General features: G+C 33.2%; 17 protein-coding genes. 10 read left to right on the forward strand and 7 right to left on the reverse strand.

What is annotated here, in order from left to right; genetic code table 11:
- Positions 1-7: 7 nt before the first annotated feature.
- From CHB80_RS00930 to CHB80_RS00940, 3 genes are all read right to left on the reverse strand, one after another.
- Complete coding sequence (locus CHB80_RS00930; protein WP_179218056.1) at positions 8-1,291, reverse strand: OmpP1/FadL family transporter; 1,284 nt, start codon at positions 1,289-1,291, stop codon at positions 8-10.
- Positions 1,292-1,420: 129 nt separating this feature from the next.
- Positions 1,421-2,188 carry an alpha/beta fold hydrolase gene (locus CHB80_RS00935; RefSeq protein WP_089369564.1) on the reverse strand — a complete coding sequence of 256 codons (768 nt, stop codon included), beginning with the start codon at positions 2,186-2,188 and terminating at the stop codon, positions 1,421-1,423.
- On the reverse strand, positions 2,188-2,901 hold the full coding sequence (locus tag CHB80_RS00940) for a pyridoxine 5'-phosphate synthase (RefSeq protein WP_089369565.1): 714 nt from the start codon (positions 2,899-2,901) through the stop codon (positions 2,188-2,190). Before CHB80_RS00940 ends, CHB80_RS00935 begins: the two co-directional genes overlap by 1 nt.
- 79 nt (positions 2,902-2,980) lie before the next feature.
- Between CHB80_RS00940 and CHB80_RS00945 the strand changes: the two genes are divergently transcribed.
- From CHB80_RS00945 to murI, 8 genes are all read left to right on the forward strand, one after another.
- Entirely contained in the window at positions 2,981-3,637 is a 657-nt protein-coding gene (locus tag CHB80_RS00945; RefSeq protein ID WP_089369566.1) for a CBS domain-containing protein, read from the forward strand.
- Positions 3,638-3,640: 3 nt separating this feature from the next.
- Positions 3,641-4,525 carry an NAD kinase gene (locus CHB80_RS00950; RefSeq protein ID WP_089369567.1) on the forward strand — a complete coding sequence of 295 codons (885 nt, stop codon included), beginning with the start codon at positions 3,641-3,643 and terminating at the stop codon, positions 4,523-4,525.
- Positions 4,526-4,681: 156 nt separating this feature from the next.
- Positions 4,682-5,365 carry a type IX secretion system protein PorG gene (gene porG / locus CHB80_RS00955; protein WP_089369568.1) on the forward strand — a complete coding sequence of 228 codons (684 nt, stop codon included), beginning with the start codon at positions 4,682-4,684 and terminating at the stop codon, positions 5,363-5,365.
- Between the two features lie 7 nt (positions 5,366-5,372).
- Positions 5,373-6,113: an isoprenyl transferase gene (locus tag CHB80_RS00960; protein WP_089370734.1), complete on the forward strand. Its 741-nt coding sequence runs from the start codon at positions 5,373-5,375 to the stop codon at positions 6,111-6,113.
- Entirely contained in the window at positions 6,046-8,709 is a 2,664-nt protein-coding gene (locus CHB80_RS00965) for a BamA/OMP85 family outer membrane protein (protein ID WP_089369569.1), read from the forward strand. Before CHB80_RS00960 ends, CHB80_RS00965 begins: the two co-directional genes overlap by 68 nt.
- Before the next feature lie 38 nt (positions 8,710-8,747).
- Complete coding sequence (locus tag CHB80_RS00970) at positions 8,748-9,779, forward strand: OmpH family outer membrane protein (RefSeq protein WP_089369570.1); 1,032 nt, start codon at positions 8,748-8,750, stop codon at positions 9,777-9,779.
- Between the two features lie 47 nt (positions 9,780-9,826).
- Complete coding sequence (locus tag CHB80_RS00975) at positions 9,827-10,333, forward strand: OmpH family outer membrane protein (RefSeq protein ID WP_308489546.1); 507 nt, start codon at positions 9,827-9,829, stop codon at positions 10,331-10,333.
- 82 nt (positions 10,334-10,415) lie between these two features.
- Positions 10,416-11,234, forward strand: a complete 819-nt coding sequence (gene murI / locus CHB80_RS00980) for a glutamate racemase (protein WP_089369572.1) — start codon at positions 10,416-10,418, stop codon at positions 11,232-11,234.
- A gap of 3 nt (positions 11,235-11,237) precedes the next feature.
- On the opposite strand, the gene CHB80_RS00985 is transcribed toward murI, so the two are convergent.
- Together CHB80_RS00985 and CHB80_RS00990 are read right to left on the reverse strand one after the other, a co-directional pair.
- Positions 11,238-11,975 (reverse strand): LytR/AlgR family response regulator transcription factor, encoded by a 738-nt coding sequence (locus CHB80_RS00985; RefSeq protein WP_089369573.1) that lies wholly within the window; start codon positions 11,973-11,975, stop codon positions 11,238-11,240.
- A 2-nt stretch (positions 11,976-11,977) separates the two neighbouring features.
- A complete protein-coding gene (locus tag CHB80_RS00990; RefSeq protein ID WP_229746889.1) occupies positions 11,978-14,179 on the reverse strand; it encodes a histidine kinase in 2,202 nt (733 codons plus the stop codon).
- A gap of 217 nt (positions 14,180-14,396) precedes the next feature.
- On the opposite strand from CHB80_RS00990, the gene CHB80_RS00995 reads away from it, so the two are divergent.
- Both CHB80_RS00995 and CHB80_RS01000 read left to right on the forward strand, forming a co-directional pair.
- The gene (locus CHB80_RS00995; protein ID WP_089369575.1) at positions 14,397-15,566 is read left to right on the forward strand and encodes a VWA domain-containing protein; all 1,170 of its coding nucleotides are present in this window, start codon (positions 14,397-14,399) and stop codon (positions 15,564-15,566) included.
- A 168-nt stretch (positions 15,567-15,734) separates the two neighbouring features.
- A complete protein-coding gene (locus CHB80_RS01000; RefSeq protein ID WP_089369576.1) occupies positions 15,735-16,601 on the forward strand; it encodes an OmpA/MotB family protein in 867 nt (288 codons plus the stop codon).
- Between the two features lie 73 nt (positions 16,602-16,674).
- Here the strand turns inward: CHB80_RS01000 and CHB80_RS01005 are convergent, their stop codons facing one another.
- Both CHB80_RS01005 and CHB80_RS01010 read right to left on the reverse strand, forming a co-directional pair.
- Entirely contained in the window at positions 16,675-17,676 is a 1,002-nt protein-coding gene (locus CHB80_RS01005; RefSeq protein ID WP_089369577.1) for a PorP/SprF family type IX secretion system membrane protein, read from the reverse strand.
- Positions 17,677-17,680: 4 nt separating this feature from the next.
- Positions 17,681-17,950 carry a hypothetical protein gene (locus CHB80_RS01010; protein ID WP_089369578.1) on the reverse strand — a complete coding sequence of 90 codons (270 nt, stop codon included), beginning with the start codon at positions 17,948-17,950 and terminating at the stop codon, positions 17,681-17,683.
- Positions 17,951-18,096 lie beyond the last annotated feature (146 nt).

Consider the following 18,096-nt stretch of genomic DNA (forward strand, 5'->3'; position numbering starts at 1 on the left):
TTTTTATTTAAAGTTTATAACTTATCCCTATACCTGGTGAAAATACGCTTGACTTGTACGTCCCTCTAAAAGGAGCCGTTTGTCCGTTAGTTTCTGTAAAGAAATCATAAGAAGCATCTATCTCTTCAAAACGTAGATATAAGAAAGAAGCATCAATAGCAAATTTGTCATTTATATTATAGGTAAAACCTGTTGTAAATCCGTGAGAATCGTTACGAGGTGTTTCTGGTGCAAAAAAGCCAGATTGTACTGGAGATTCATCAAAGTAATATCCTAATCTAAGATCTAATTTACTAGATGGAGAGTATTGTGCTCCAAAACGGTATGTACTTGCATTTTTATAATTACGTGGATTAAGAGATTGTAACGCTACAGATCCATCTGCATTTAAGAAATCGATATCAAGTGATTCATAAGCACTCCACTCTGCATAGTTATAATCAAAAGCAAATAACCATTTTTCATTTGGCTTATATGATAGACCTACAGTCCATTCTGCTGGTAATGGTAATGATGCTGTAAAATCAAATGTTCCATTTGGAATTGGAGCAAGTGGTGAGTTAGGCACATTTGCAAATGTTGCTTCACCATCTCCAGCTTCAACCTCAACATCAATTAATGAACGATAGTTAAATCCTAGTTTCCACTTATCTTCATTATCTAAGTTTAATAATGCTCCTACAGACCATCCAAATTCTAGAATACCACTAGCATCTAATGTTACATTAGATCTGTTTCCGTCTAAATCTGTTAGGTTTCTAGATAAGTTACGATTAAACTCTACTCCTCCTATTGCTAAGATGGGCCCCCCACCTATACTGAATCTATCCTTTACAACTTCCCAAGAGAATAATGGTTGTACATAGATTGCTTGTAACTCTATATTATTAACAAGGTGTGACCCTGCCCAATCAGTTGGGTACTCTACAGTACTTCCATAAGGAGTATAAACAGCAAGTCCTAAAGCAAAGTTTTCACTTACTTTATAACTTCCATAAAGATATACTGGCGTTCCAACATTATCTTCTGTTGATACAGAATTTCCAAATTGTGCATTTTGATATGCCACCTCTGCAAATACTCCAAATCCTCCCGCAGAAAGATTGATTTTATTTTCTAGATGAACTAACCCCGCTGGGTTAAAAAACGCTAGCTCTGCATTATTTACTACCGCAACTCCTGTATGACCCATAGCCAACGCTCTGTTTCCCTGAAGACTTACACGGTATCCACCAGCATAAGTAACAGCACAAACTAGCATAAGTACGAATACACTTACTACTTTTCTCATAATTTAATTTAGGTTAAGATTTATTATTGTTTTCTTAAAAGAAAGCAAGCAAAAATAGGATATTTTTAAGTTTTTACAATTTATTAACACACTTTATTATGCATACATAGTAAAATTTTAAGAGAAATCTTACAAAAACGCCATGACTTCGCTATAAAATTGCTTTGGATTCTCTGCATGTAACCAATGTCCTACATTTGGGATTGTTTCTAATTTTGCTTTCGCGAAAGCGGAAAAAATAGTATCCTCATCTTCTTTTTGAATATAATTTGAAGCACCGCCTCTTAAAAATAGCGTAGGTTTTTCAAAATATGAATCAGCCGGCAATGCTTCTCCAATACGTTCAATATTATATATTAAAACAGGGAGATTTACTCTAAGACCTAAAATCCCTTTTTCTACCCAATAAAGGTTTTTTAATAAAAATTGACGTACGCCTATTTCTTTAATATATTTTGATAAAAATACATCTGCCTCCTTTCTCCCTTTTAATGCTTCCTGATTAATGGATAGCGCCTCTAATCCTTCTAATATTGTTTGATGGTGTTGTGGATAGAACTTTGGTGCTATATCTGCTACAATTAATTTTGAGACAAGCTCAGGATACTTTACTGCAAAAAGCATAGCTGTCTTTCCTCCCATAGAATGTCCAATAACATCTACAGACGACAAATTTTTCTCTGTACAGTAATTTTTAAGATCATTTGCCATAAGTTCATAACTAAAATCATCACTATGAAAACTGCGCCCATGATTGCGTTGATCAACTAAATGTACTTCATATCCTTGCTCTCCAAATTGTCTCGCAAGTGTTTTCCAATTATCTCCCATTCCAAGAAAACCATGCAAAATGATAAGTGGTTTTCCTTCACCTATTATATTAGAATGTAATATCATTAGCTTAGTTTTTTAAGATATTCAGCAATTACTGTTTCAAATCCATAGTATAGAGCTTCAGAAACTAATGCATGCCCTATAGACACTTCTAATAAATTTGGAATACTGTTCTTAAAATATTCGATATTCTCCAAAGAGAGATCATGACCCGCATTTATTCCTAGCTCGAGTTCGTTGGCAATCAATGCACTATCTATATAAGGACGTATAGCAGCTTCCTTATCTGTAGCATACAGTTTTGCATAGCTTTCTGTATACAATTCAATACGGTCTGTACCTGTTGATTTTGCTCCTTCTATCATTTCTTGTACTGGATCAACAAATATGGATGTGCGTATTCCTTGATTTTTAAACTCCTTAATTACCTCTTGTAGAAATGATTTATGCTTTATAGTATCCCATCCAGCATCACTAGTGATAGCATCAACAGCGTCTGGCACTAATGTTACTTGAGTAGGATTAACTTCCAAGACAAGATCAATAAATTTTTGAACCGGATTACCTTCTATATTAAATTCTGTAGTCACTATTTTTTTTAAATCTCTAGCGTCCTGATATCGTATATGTCTCTCATCTGGTCTTGGATGTATTGTAATTCCTTGTGCTCCAAATTTCTCAAGATCAACAGAAACATTTACAACATTAGGCACGTCACCACCACGAGCATTACGAAGTGTTGCTATCTTATTTACGTTTACACTTAGTTTTGTCATTATAAATATGGTATAAATTTTGAGTACAAAAATACAAAGACCCTAACGCTAGCCGAGTTATTTTTCATTATTTTGCACTATGAGTATTACAGATTTTATAATTAACGACATCAAACCTGTTTCTGAAAAAGAGTTAATAGGGGAAGTACAGACCATTTTTAGCCAAACCACTCTCTCTCATGTTCCCATACAGAGAGATTCTACATATGTAGGTTGCCTTGCTGAAAATGACACTCATTGCTATGATGCAAATTGTATTATCTCTGACTATACACATGCCTATGAGCACTTTTTTGTGAGGTATGAAACCAACTGGTTGGATATTCTTGAAACATTTGCTCAAAATAGCTCTAACATTATGCCAGTACTAGATGAGAATAATACCTATATAGGTTATTATGAACTAGCTGATGTAATGAATTTTTTCAACAACACCCCATTTATAAGTGAACCAGGAAGTGTTGTTATTATAGAAAAAGGCATGCAAGATTATTCATTTAGTGAAATAAGCCAAATCGTAGAGTCTAATGATGGTAAAATATGGGGCGGATTTATATCTAAAATAGAAAATGATGTTGTTCAAATCTCTATAAAAATTGGACGCGCCAACTTTAATGACATACTTGCGGCATTTAGGAGGTATAGCTACAATGTTGTATCTAGTCATCAAGAAGATACATTTATAAAAGATCTTAGAGAACGCTCTCAGTACTTAGAAAAATATCTTAATATATAATTCATGAAAATAGGTATTTACGGCCAATTTTATCATCAAGAAGCAGCTCGTTACGTACAAGAACTTCTGGATATTTTAGATAAAAAAAAGATTGAAGTGATTATTGAAAAAAATTTTCTTGATCTAATTCATGAACATGATGCAATTGACAAAAATTACAGACATTTTAGCACTTTTGAAGAACTAGATACAAGCTATGATTTGTTTTTTAGTATAGGAGGAGATGGTACAATCCTAAAAACTGCGACATATATAAGAGATCTTAATATTCCTATTGTAGGTATTAACACTGGAAGATTAGGTTTTCTAGCAACTATTAAAAAACAAGAAATAGCTACTTCTATAGAAAAAATCCTTGCTGGCAATTACACATTATCACAACGTAGCTTATTACAAGTTACTACAGGTCAAGATACAACTGTTTTTGAAGGAATTAATTTTGCATTAAATGAAATTGTAGTAAGTCGTAAAAATACGACGTCTATGATCTCTATATCAACGCATTTAAATGGAGAATCTTTAACAAATTATTGGGCAGATGGATTAATAGTATCTACCCCTACTGGATCTACAGGATATTCTTTGAGTTGTGGTGGTCCCGTTATTACTCCTCTCACATCTAGTCTTATTCTTACACCCATAGCCCCTCATAATTTAAATGCCAGACCTCTCGTAATTCCTGATAGCACAACAATTACCTTAAAAGTTTCTGGAAGAGAAAAACAACATTTAATATCACTAGATTCAAGAATTGCCACTTTAGAAAATGAAACGATTATCACCTTAAAGAAAGCGCCTTTCACCATAAGTCTCATTAATTTAGAAGGGGAAAGTTTTTTAAAAACGTTACGAGAAAAGTTATTATGGGGAGAAGATAAGCGTAATTAGGCAATAATTTTCAATAAACATTGTTAACTCTGTGTGTAGTTTAGATATATTTTTATCGTTCTTTTGTTTAAAAAGACGACATCTCATAAATCATTATTTTGATAGAATAGTATCTACCCGCACATTATTGTTATATTTGCAAACTTTTACAGCTATATGAGGTATTTGACGATTGTAATAATCGCCATGTTTTTAGGCTTTAACTCTCAAGCGCAGACTTATGAAGTAGGTTTGTTTGCTGGAGGGTCAAATTTTATAGGAGATGTTGGATCAACAAGTTACATTGCTCCAAACTCCCCTGTTATAGGAGGTATTTTTAAATGGAATCGTAGTAAGCGACATTCTTTTAGATTTACTGCGCTTTTTACACAACTAGAAAGTGCAGATTCTCAAAGTGATGAATCTAGAAGGCAACTTCGAGGATATTCTTTTAAAAATAGTGTAAAAGAAGTTTCATTAGGTCTAGAATATACATTCTGGGATTTTGATATGTTTAATGATAGAAATCCTTCTACGCCCTATTTATATACGGGGTTTACATATTTTAATCACGATGAGCTAGCCTTAAATGGTAACAATGTTCAGAAGACTGGTACTGCTTGGGATTTTGCAATTCCAATGGTTCTAGGTTATAAAGCTGTTATTGGAACAAAGTTTATTCTTGCTTTTGAAATAGGGGCAAGATATACATTAACAGATAATCTAGATGGTAGTGCTCCTGACAATGATGCCAATGGAACGTTACGTTTTGGAAATATAAATAATGATGATTGGTATATGTTTACTGGATTTACCGTAACCTATACCTTTGGGCGCAAACCATGTTTTTGTGCCTTCTAATAATGAGATGGACTTTTTAGATCAAATTAATCTCGACAAATTACCACGCCATATCGCTGTGATCATGGACGGTAATGGTCGTTGGGCAAAAAAACAAGGACTACTGCGAGCTGCTGGACACAAAAGAGGCACTCAAGCGGTTAGAGAGATCGTTGAAGGATGTGCCGAAATAGGAGTAGAACATCTTACACTTTATGCCTTCTCTACTGAAAATTGGAATCGTCCAAAGAAAGAAGTAGACACGCTAATGAATCTCCTTGTTTCTTCTCTAAAGAAAGAAATCAATACACTTCAAAAGAATAACGTCTCGTTAAAAGCTATTGGTAATATTGATTCATTACCAAAAAAAGCACAAAAAGAATTAAAAGAAGTTATACATCAAACTAAAGATAACAAAAGATTAAGAGTTACACTAGCTCTAAGCTATGGAGCTCGTGAAGAAATTCTTAAAACCGTAAAAGAAATAAGCTTTAAAGTTAAAAATAACATAATTTCACCCGATGAGATTGACGAGTCTTATATTAATAAGCATCTTTACACCCATGACATGCCAGATGTTGATTTACTTATAAGAACTAGCGGAGAGCAACGTGTTAGTAATTTTTTATTATGGCAAATAGCATATGCAGAGTTTTACTTTACAGAAGTATTATGGCCAGATTTTAAGAAAAAGGATTTACATGAAGCTATTTACAATTACCAGAAAAGAGAACGAAGATTTGGAAAGACAAGTGAACAAATTCAATAACTTAATAAATCAAAGCTTGATATTAAAAAAAATTACTTTTGTACTACTATTACTTACATCTGTAATCGCTCAAGCCCAGAGGGATTTACCCCTAGATCCAGAAGTTAAGTACGAGATCGGTAACATTACAGTTACTGGAACTTCTACGTATAACGAAAATACAGTAATCACCTTTACAGGTTTACGTGTAGGAGAACGTATCTATCTCCCAGGAGAAAAAATAAGTAATGTCATTAAAAACTTATGGAAATTAGAATTATTTTCAGACATAAACCTATATGTTACGGATATAAGAGGTGACGTTGTAGATCTTCAACTTGACATTCAAGAAGTACCAGAGTTAAACGAGATCAAGTTCAAGGGAATAAAAGAGAAAAAGGGAACTACCTTTATTAAAGACAATGGCTTAAATAAAGGGGCTAAGGTTACAGAAAACCTAGTCACCACTACAAAAAACTATATTGAAAACACATATAAGAAAAAAGGGTTTTTTAATGCTAAAACACTTATAAATGTAATTCCAAAAGAAGACACTGTATCAAAAAACAAAGTCAATATGGTTGTAAATATTGACAGAGGATCTCGTGTAAAAGTAGATCAAATTATTTTTGAAGGAAGTGAAAAAATCAAAAGTAAAAGATTGAGACGCGCTATGAAAAACACGAAAAGAAAAAATCCTTTTCGTTTTTATAAGCGTTCTAAGTACATAGAGTCTGACTATGAGGATGATAAAAAGTCTATTATAGATACCTATAAAGAAAATGGGTACCGTGATGCTCGTATCGTATCTGATACTATTATCAAGAATGATGATGATGGTATCACACTTAAACTTAATGTTGAAGAAGGAAAAAAATATTACATAGGTGATATCGATTTTATTGGTAATACTGTATTTTCTGATGCTCAATTATTAAGACAATTAGTTTTAAAGAAAGGAGATGTTTATAACGGGGTTTTATTAAAAGAGCGTATTCAGAAAGAAGGAGACCCTGATGCTGATGACCTTGCTAACTTATATCAAAATAACGGTTATTTATTTTCAAACATTAACGCTGTAGAAACTGGCGTTGATAATGATACCATCAATTTTGAGATTCGTATTTCTGAAGGTAAACTAGCTTATTTTAATAGAGTTGAAGTAAAAGGAAATGATAAAACAAAAGATAAAGTAATCTACAGAGAACTTCTTACTAGACCTGGTCAACAGTATAGTAAACAAGCCGTAGTATCTACCATTCGTCAGTTAGGGCAGCTTGGATTTTTTGATCCACAGCAACTTACTCCTGAATTCAAAAACTTTGATCAAATAGGCGGAACTGTAGATTTAGAATATAATGTGGTTGAGCAAGGAGCTAGTCAGATAGAACTACAAGGTGGTTTTGGTGGTGGTGGTTTTGTAGGAACCTTAGGACTATCCTTCAATAACTTCTCTATACAAAATATCTTTAAAAAAGAAGCATACAAACCGTTACCTATGGGTGATGGGCAGCGCTTTTCATTAAGAGCTCAAGCAAGTCAATTCTTCCAAACGTATAGTATCTCTCTTACAGATCCATGGTTTGGAGGTAAAAAACCAGTACAATTATCTGTATCATTATCTCACACCATACAGTTCCAATTTAACAATTTAGCAACCAGTGCTAGAGATCGTGTAAATAGAGATAGTAGAAATATTATTACAGGAGGTTCTATTGGATTAGCGAAGCGTTTAAATTGGCCAGATGCAAGATTTACATTGTCACACGCTATTAGTTACCAAAACTTTAACCTAAAGAATTTTAACACAGGTCTATTTACTTTTGGAAATGGATCTTCAGTAAACTTAGGATATACAATTGGTCTTAGTAGAAACAACACTGCAAACAACCCTATATTCCCGGTATCAGGTTCTCAATGGAGCCTTACAGCGAAGTTAACACCTCCATATTCATTATTTAATAATGTAGATTATGAAGCATTAGCGGCAGATAGAGAAGTTGCAGTAGAAAATCAAGATTCTGACGCATTAGCAGAAATAGATCAAGAACGTTTCAACTTTTTAGAATTTTATAAAATTAAATTTGACGGAAAGTGGTATACAAGTCTTCCTGGTAAATTTGTATTACAATCTAATGTTGAATTTGGTTGGTTAGGAGCTTACAACAATGACAGAGGAATCCCTCCATTTGAGCGTTTTTTCTTAGGAGGAGATGGATTAGGAGGTTTTGCTCTTGATGGACGTGAAATCATTCGTTTAAGAGGATATCCAAACCAATCTGTAACTCCTTTAGACAGAGGAGCAGCCACTACAGCAAATAATAATGATGGCGCAACTATATACAATAAATTCAGTCTGGAACTACGATATCCAGTAACATTTAGTCAAGCTGCAACCATTTATACATTAGCTTTTATTGAAGGAGGAGCAACTTATGACAATTTTAGAGACTATAATCCGTTTCAATTGAATAGATCTGCTGGTGCAGGAATTCGTATATTTATGCCTGCCTTTGGATTATTAGGGCTGGATTTTGGATATGGATTTGATCCCATACCTGGGCTAATACAGCCTAATGGGTGGGAAACGCACTTTATCATTGGACAGCAGTTTTAATTTTTGGCACGATTATTTCTAACGCTATTATAACCAATATGAAAACAAAAGTTTTTTTCTTTTTTGCATCACTTTTTTTAGTGAGCCTAGTTGCACAAGCACAACGTGGTATCCGTGTGGGCTATATAAATATGGATTACATACTTGAAAATGTTCCTGAATATCAAGAAGCATCTTCTCAACTAGATTCAAAAGTTAAAAAATGGAAAAGTGAAATTGAAAAAAAGATAGGTGAGATAGAAGAAATGAAAAAGCAATTACAAAATGAACGTGTATTGCTTACAAAAGAACTAATCGAAGAGCGTGAAGAAGAGATTACCTATGAAGAAGAGCAAATTTTTGAATATCAGCAAAAACGTTTTGGTCCAGGAGGAGATTTGGCTATTCAAAAACGTCAATTAATAGAACCTATACAAGATCAAGTTTTTAATGCTGTTCAAGAAATCTCAAAAAACAAAAAATACGATGTTGTTTTAACAAAGAAAGAAGCTGGTGTACTTTATGTAGCAGATCGTCTTGATATGAGTGATCAAGTATTAAGAAGTATTACTAGATCTGCAAAGCGTAAACAAATAAATAGCAAGAAAGAAGAAAAATCTTTTGATAGAGACGAAGCAAAAACAGTAGAGCAAGATAAAGCTACACAAGCACGTCAGAAAGCAATAGATGATAAAAAAGCCGAAAGAGAAGCCTTAATAGAAGAAAAAGCAAAACAACGTGAAGAAGAAAAAGAAGCACGTAATAAAGCTTTTGAAGAACGCAGACAACGTATACTTGCTGAACGTCAACAACGAAAAGATTCTATAGCAGCAGTCAAAGCAGCAGCTAGAGAAAAGTCTGGGAAAGGAGCCCCTCTTACTGCTGAAGAGAAAAAAGAAAGACAACAAAGAATAATAGCAGAGCGCCAAAAAAGAAAAGATTCTATAACAGCAGCTCGTAAAAGAGTAAAAGATTCTGTTAATGCAGAACGTCAAAGAAAAAGAGATTCTATATTAGACGCTCGTAAAAACAAAGCAAATAATCTTCCAAAACCTCCAGAAGAAGATGATAACGGAGAAGGAGGTATTTAACAACCCTTTATAATAACACTTAACTTAATTAGATTACAATGAAACACATGAAAAAAGTATTTGTAGCCATAGCTCTAGTAATAGGAATGACTAGTGTAATGCAAGCTCAAGATTCAAAAATTGCGCACATTAACACACAGGCATTAGTAGAAGCAATGCCAAGTTATGTAGCTGCCAATGCTGAGCTTGAAAAAGCACAAAAATCGTATCGAGCTCAGTTAGAAGAAATGAAAACTGAACTTCAGAAAACATCTGAAAGATATGGTCGTGAAGTAAACGAGCAAACAGACGAAACAAATCTTGCACGTCAAAAAGAAGTACAAGAAACATTAGCTCAAATCAATCAGTATGAGCAAAATGCATACACAAAGCTTCGCCAGCAAGAGCAAGAATTATTAAAGCCTATTCTTGAAAAAGCGCGTGTAACGATTCAAAAAGTAGCTAGAGCAAAAGGATATCAATTTGTTTTAGATTCTACTCCTGGTGCCGCTGGTGTAATCATGGCAGATGGTTATGATCTTATGGCAGATGTAAAAGCAGATTTAGGCATCTAAAAACAGTACTATAATTTCGCTTTAAGCGAAAGTTTATAAAAAACTGCCTTCAAAATGAAGGCAGTTTTTTTATTTTAGACCTATGCAAAAAAATCAATATATCGGTGTATTTGATAGCGGGATAGGTGGCATTTCTATTTGGAAAGAAATTGTCCAGTTATTACCATTGGAATCGACTATTTATTTAGCAGATAGTAAACACGCACCTTATGGAGGAAAGTCTCAAGAAGAGATCACACAATTATGCATAAAAAACACAGAAATATTACTTCAGCTTGGCGCTAAAATTATTGTTGTAGCTTGTAATACAGCAACTACAAATGCGATTGATTATTTAAGAGCAAATTACAATGTACCTTTTATAGGGATAGAGCCTGCTATCAAACCTGCTGCGTTACAATCTAAGAACAAGAGTATTGGTATTCTAGCTACAAAAGGAACCTTAAATAGTCGTTTATTTTCTACTACATCACAGCGTTACACCAAAGAGATAGATACCATAGAAGTGATAGGGACCGGGCTTGTACCTCTTATTGAACAAGGTAAAATTGATAGCGATGAAACAAAAAAATTGCTTATTAATTACTTAGCCCCTATGATTGAAGCAAACATTGACTATCTAGTTTTAGGGTGTAGTCATTATCCATTTTTACTTCCTATTTTAAAAGAATTATTACCTAAACAAGTCACTATTATAGATTCTGGAGAAGCTGTTGCTAAACAAACAAGAGCAATTTTAGAACAAGAAAAAACAATCAAAACAGAGGCTTTACAACCAGTTAAACATCATATCTATTCTAATAATGTTATTGATGTACTTGAAGCTATTATTATACGCTTTCGCGAAAGCGGACACATCCCTCAAAAAACAGCTATTGAGGTGTCATATAAGGACTTTTAGCTTTTACTTAAAATACGCTAACAAATTGGCTTTTTGGGAAGCAGAAACCATTATTTCTTTTCCTGTACTCAATACAGCCGTCCCTCCTTTTCCTTTTCTATATCCTGTTACTTCATTAATATTGATCAAGTACGATTTATGCACACGCACAAAACCAAAGTCAACCAAGGCATCTTGAAAATATTTAAGTGTTTTACTTACTAGTTTTTTACCGCCACTTGTTAAGAATATTTGTGTATAATTATCGTCTGCTTGGCAGTACAAAATAGAGGCTGCTTCTAAAACCTCAAAACCATCTTGAACCGGAATTGTAATTTTACCTTGTTTATCAGATTTATAAGCTGTAAGAACTTTATCTTCTAGTGCATTTTCTTTTTCTTTAATTTGAACAACATAATCTACTGCCTTGATAAGTTCATCTATAGACACGGGTTTTAACAAATAATAAGAGGCGTGTGTATTAAGGGCTTCGATAGCATATTGATTATAAGCTGTTACAAATACGGTTTCAAAGCTACGATCCCCCACTTGCTCCAAAAGATCAAAGGCATTTCCATGTGGCATTTCTACATCTAAAAAAACAAGATCTAATGTATGATTACGGATAAGGCTTAGTCCTTCTTCTATATTTGATGCTTCACCTACAAGCTCAATCTTTGGGCAATATTTTTGAAGATAATTGCGTAGTATTTCTCTACTCATTTCTTCATCCTCTACGATAATGGTTTTAAGCTTTAGCATGGTTAGTTCTTTTTAAGTGTTAATGTAACTTTTGTTCCTTCTCCGTTTTCAAAAACATCTGTTATTGCAACATCTACGCGATCGCCATACATTTCGTTTAGTATTGCAATACGTTTTTTGATGTTACCCATTCCTTTTGATTTTTGTTTTTTCTGATTATCGGTTTTCATAGCTTTACTACGCTCTCTACCTACACCATCATCTGTTACGGTAATCACAGCGGTGTCTTTATCTTTTTGACTAAAATGAATATGTAATAATCCTTTTTCTTCTTTATAACGCATTCCATGCCATACAGCATTCTCTACATAGGGTTGCAAGAGCATAGGTGGTATTTTAAACTCATCTACTTTTAGATTTTCATCTACCGTAAGTGTATAATCAAATTTATCTTTAAACCTAAAATGCTCTAGCATTGTATATTTTTTAATAAGCTCTATCTCGCTTGACAATGGAATAAAATCTTCTTCACTATTTTCAAGTACTGCTCGCATCAAACTTGAAAAGTCGGAAAGATATTTATTTGCTGTACGCTCATCATTTATAGCTATAAAACTGTTTACAGAATTAAGTGCGTTAAATATAAAGTGAGGATTCATTTGTGACCGAAGCCCTTTAAGTGCTAATAAATTATTTGCATATTTCTGTCTTTTTGAGCTACGATACATTGCAAAAGCCGTAATAAGAAGTGAAATAGCCAGAACAATTAATGACCCTATTATTAATTGTTGATTTCTATCACTTGTCTCTCTTAACTCTTGTTCTTTAAAAGCAAGTTGGTATTTTTTCTCATTCAACTCTCTATCTTTTTCAAGACTCCGGATTCTTGCCTGTTTTTCAGCAATATCTTTCCCTAATCGCACGGCTTTGTATACCTCTTGTTCTTTTCTTTGGTATTCTTCATCTACAAGAGATTTATAGCGTTCATAACTCTCTGCCGCTTTATCAAAATTTCCTTGATCTCTATGCAATTCTGAAAGACGTCTTGTTGCATCTTTTTCGATAACGAGATCATTTTTATCTGCTGCTTCATTAATACTTTTTTCGAAAAATGGAATGGCTTCTTCAAACTTCCTTTGATTGGCATAAGCACTTGCAATCTTATAGTTTTGCTTTTGAGAAGTAAGTACATCATCATTAGAAATAGAATCTGTCACAACATTATCTATGTCTTCCAACACTTCTTTACGTAGTTTTATTTCTTCATCAAACTGCTGTGTTCTATTATAATAATCGGCGGTATTCACTTTAGATCGTGCGGCGCTTTCAGAACTTTCTTGATTTGATAAATCTAGTGCTTTATTATAAGAACTAATAGCTTTTTGACTATTACCCATTCCATCATAACACTCTGCAATTTTAGTGTTTAATCGCGTTGCAATAGATACTATAGAGGAATCTGAAGTAATGCGTTCTGCTTTTTTATACTGCTCGATCGCTTTTTCATATTCTTTAGTCATCTTATAGGAATCACCCAGCCCTTCGATAACTTCTAAATTTTGTTCAAAGGATATTGTTTTTTGTAACAAGCTTTGATATAGGCTAATACTCTCCTGATAGTTTTTATTATTAAAATAAGCTTTTGCTAATTTTATATCTACTGCAATATCATATACACTTTTAAGGCTAGATTTGTAATTACTAATAGCCAAATCATACTGCTTTCCATACGTATTAATATCTGCCAATAGTTCATAGGCAGTAGCTCTTTCAGATTCACTTATTCCTTTAACTTCTAATGCAGAAGCGATATGATCTATTCCTTTAGAAACATCTTTTTTGTACTCATCTCTTGCTATTTGAAGAAAGCCTTCAAAACTCTGTTGTGAATTGCCCTGAATTTCTTCTTCTTCAAATATATCTTCTTCATTAGATAATGATTGTACTTCTACACGTATACGTTGATTATCTTTTATCGTATAATATCTTGTTTCGAAATCTGCGCTTCGTATCACAAGTTCATCATCTATTCTAGCTCTTATTCTAAACTCACCATCAGCTCCTGTTGTTGTATAATCACCTCCTGTAATTTCTATGTTTACTCTAGGAATAGGCTCTAATGTTTCTATATCTATAACACTTCCTCTTACTGTTATATATGGCCCTTTTTCTTGAGGAAATGAGTTTCTATTTTGTGAAAAAGCATTTGCACAAGTGAACATCACTAACAGCAAAGAAATAGTAGTATATATTTTAAAATCCATCTTCATAAGGATCAAACATACTAGAAAAATGCAACACCAAAAAATGGCTATATCTAGATATGTCAAAATACAGCGCTATTTAAGCATTAAAATAGCATTCACACTAAAATAATAGTAGTGTTCCCTCATTCAAATGAACTGTTCCCTCATTTTGAATTTTTAACCTCTTTTTATGTGTTTAGTTTTACATCATATTCATCAAAATATACAAACGACTATGAAGACTGTAACAATTTTAATCACATCACTAATGCTAGCTACATCCTATTTTTATGTAACTCCATTAAGTGATCAAAAAGAATCAAAAGCTTTAGAGCAATTTGACAATAACACAATTAGTATAGAGCCTGATACAAATGTTATTAAAGTAGCACTCTTACTAGACACTTCTAATAGTATGGATGGGCTTATAGATCAAGCTAAATCACAATTATGGGAATTGGTTAATGAGCTTTCTTATGCAAAATGCAAGCATGAAAGTAAACCGTCTCTACAAATAGCATTATATGAATATGGAAATGACAGACTTAATGCACGTGAAGGTTTTATTAGACAAGTAAATGCATTCAGTAACGATCTCGATGAGATTTCAAAAAATTTATTTGGGCTTACAACCAATGGCGGAAATGAATATTGTGGTAAGGTGATTCAGGTCTCATTAGATCAATTAGATTGGGGAGCTGACAAAAATGATTTAAATCTAATTTTTATTGCAGGCAATGAGCCTTTTGATCAAGGACCTGTACGCTACCAAGATGCATCTTTAAATGCTTGTGAGAAAGATGTAACTATTAACACAATATTTTGCGGTAATTACAATACGGGAGCACAAACACACTGGAAAGATGGCGCAGAATCTGCCAAGGGAACTTATATTGCTATTAATCATGACAAGCGTACCGTGCATGTCCCATCTCCATATGATCAAGCAATTTTAGAAAAAAATAAAGCCCTTAATAATACGTATATCGGCTATGGCAGGTTAGCAGAGGACAAAATGGCTTTACAGATCCAACAAGATGCTAATGCAAATGAGTACGGACAAGCAAATGCAGTAAAGAGAGCCGTTAGTAAAAGTTCACATTTTTATAAAAATAGCAGTTGGGATTTAGTAGATGCAGAAAAAGAAGCAGATTTTAGTTATGAAGAGTTAGATGATAATGATCTACCTAATGAATTAAAAGGAAAATCTACTTCAGAAATAAAAGCATATATCGCAACAAAAAGAAAAGAAAGAGAAAAAATACAAAAAGAAATTGCACAACTTAATAGCAAACGTATTGCATATGTTGCTGAACAAACAAAAAAAGATGACAATCAGTTACGTAATGCTATGGTAGAAGCAATTAAAACACAAGCGAAAAAGAAGAATTATACCTGGGAATAGGTTCTATAACACATCCCGTTAAATGAAAAGTGTATGCAAGGTTGCATACACTTTTTTTTATTTAAATACAATGTATATAAACCAAACCCACTACTTGAAACGTATATAAAACATATAAATAGAAACCTACTACTATAAAGTAGTAAAACAATTAAAACCCAAATTAAAATGAAAAAAACGTTTGTAATTATTGCAGTAGCCACGTTAACACTTACTTCTTGTGTTTCTAAAAAGAAATACGTTGCACTACAGTCGGAGTATGACAATACGAAGGTTACACTAACGAAAACCAAAGTAGAAAAAGAAGAATTAGAAAATAAATATGGGGCTATTCAAGCACGTGTGAGTGAGTATAATTCAAAGATCAATTCTTTAAAAGATATCAATGATCAACTTACCATATCAAACGATCAAAAACTAGACAAAACGACTAATGGGGCTGTAATATCAAATGATGTTAAAAAACAAATGACTGCAACATTAGCAAAAGTTGATCAGGCTGAGCTTTCAAAAGCTAGGACTTTAGAAGATTCTATGAATTTAGCACTTTCATACAATCTGAAACGTAATCTGGATCGTGATGTAATAGAGAATGTAGATAACGATGATATCTCTATTGACATTGATGAAACAGTCGTTATGATCTCTATTTCTGACAAATTATTATTTAAGTCAGGAAGCTACAGAGTTAATAAAGAAGCAGATGCCTTACTTAAGAGAATTGCAGATGTTGTGAATTCTGAACCTGCAATAGAAGTAATGGTAGAAGGTCATACAGATAATCAGTCTGTAAAACCAGGTGCTTATGTAAAAGACAACTGGGAACTTAGCGTTGAAAGATCTACAGCTATTATTAGAGAGTTACAAAACACCTATCAAGTTGATCCTTCAAAATTGATTGCAGCTGGAAGAAGTAGCTATATGCCTATAGCACCTAATGACAGTAAGGAAAACAGATCTATAAATAGAAGAACACGCATCATCATTTTACCAAATCTTGACAAGTTCTTAGCTCTTATGGCATCAAATGAATAAGTTCAAGAAAATACCTTAAAACAAAAAGCCCGTTTGCATATGCAAACGGGCTTTTTGTTTATATAATAGTTTATTAATTTACTGCTGGACAGTTACAATCATAAGGATCTTTATTTTCTCCAAGATTGTATCCTAGTGTAACTTGGTGGAATCCTCCATTTGTCAATACAACAGAGTTTGTTTGATTAGAATAGGTATACCCAAACAAGAATCTATCATAAGAACCTCCAATAAATGGACTTACAAATTGTGTCTTCTGAATATCTACAGTTTCTCCATTAGGAGTAAACTCTGCTCCATCAAGACTTCTTCTATAAGAAAGTCCTCCCCATAATCTACCCCAGTCTAATTTATAATATGCTTTTGCATTTAAATCAATATTTGCTTCTCCTGTACGTTCTGTTGCTTGAAATAATGCAGAAGGCTCAAAACTCCAGTCTGAAAAATTAGGAGAAATCACATATCCCATAGATACGATATATCTACGTTGATTATTAGGTTCAAATGCTTCTGTAAAAATATCTCTATTTGTAGGAAGCACATTCTTCACTGTAAAATGCGCAAAGAAATCCAAGAAATTATACGACATCCCAAAATCAACATTTATATAGGAGTCAGATTGCTCAATACCTGCAATAACAGGATCAAAATCTGTAAGATCAAAATTGGTTTCGTCTAGTTTTCCTTGTAAAACACCTAGGCTTATTCCAAATGAAAGTTGATTTAGCTCTACGTAATTTCGCGAAAGCAATAAATGATATGAAAACGTAGCATAAACTCCTTGTTGAGAGAAAAAACCGTTTCTATCATTAAATAATATTCCTCCTACACCAACTTTTTCTCCTATTCTCCCATTTAAACTTACTGTTTGTAATGCAGGCGAATCTTCAACTCCAGCCCATTGACCACGTGCAGTACCTCTAAGCTTTGTCGTTTTAGAAGCTCCTGCCATAGAAGGGTGAAGTAAGTAAAGGTTATCTTGAAGATAATCTAAGAATACAGGCAAACCTTCCTGAGCAACAACAAATTGCGAGCAAAACAATGCCAGTATGATATAGTATTTTTTTAGATTCATGGGACTATTTTTTTTGTAACACAGGCTTAAGTACTGCTCTATTATACATAAATAATGAAGTATTCATATTAATATGAGATGTACATAAGGTACTGTAACGTTCAAATATATAAATTTTTGTATTAAAGCGTTCAGATTTAACAGGCATTATGCTATTGAAAACCATATATGCAAAATCACGCATCCAATAATTATATACAGAAGTAATTACATCATATATATGTATATGACATAAATCATTTCGCAATGGGAAGAAACGTAGGATTCTTTTCATGAATATAGTAGCTTTCAAGGGGCCGTAAATATAGGAAATTACAACATATATTAGGCGCCTGTGCATTGCATAACGACAATTTTATCTATTTATTGAATCTACAGATACTTTTTTAACAATATTATTCACATCTCAAGCTAGACGTA

This window comes from Dokdonia pacifica (genome assembly GCF_900188275.1).
Classification (GTDB): Bacteria; Bacteroidota; Bacteroidia; order Flavobacteriales; family Flavobacteriaceae; genus Dokdonia; species Dokdonia pacifica.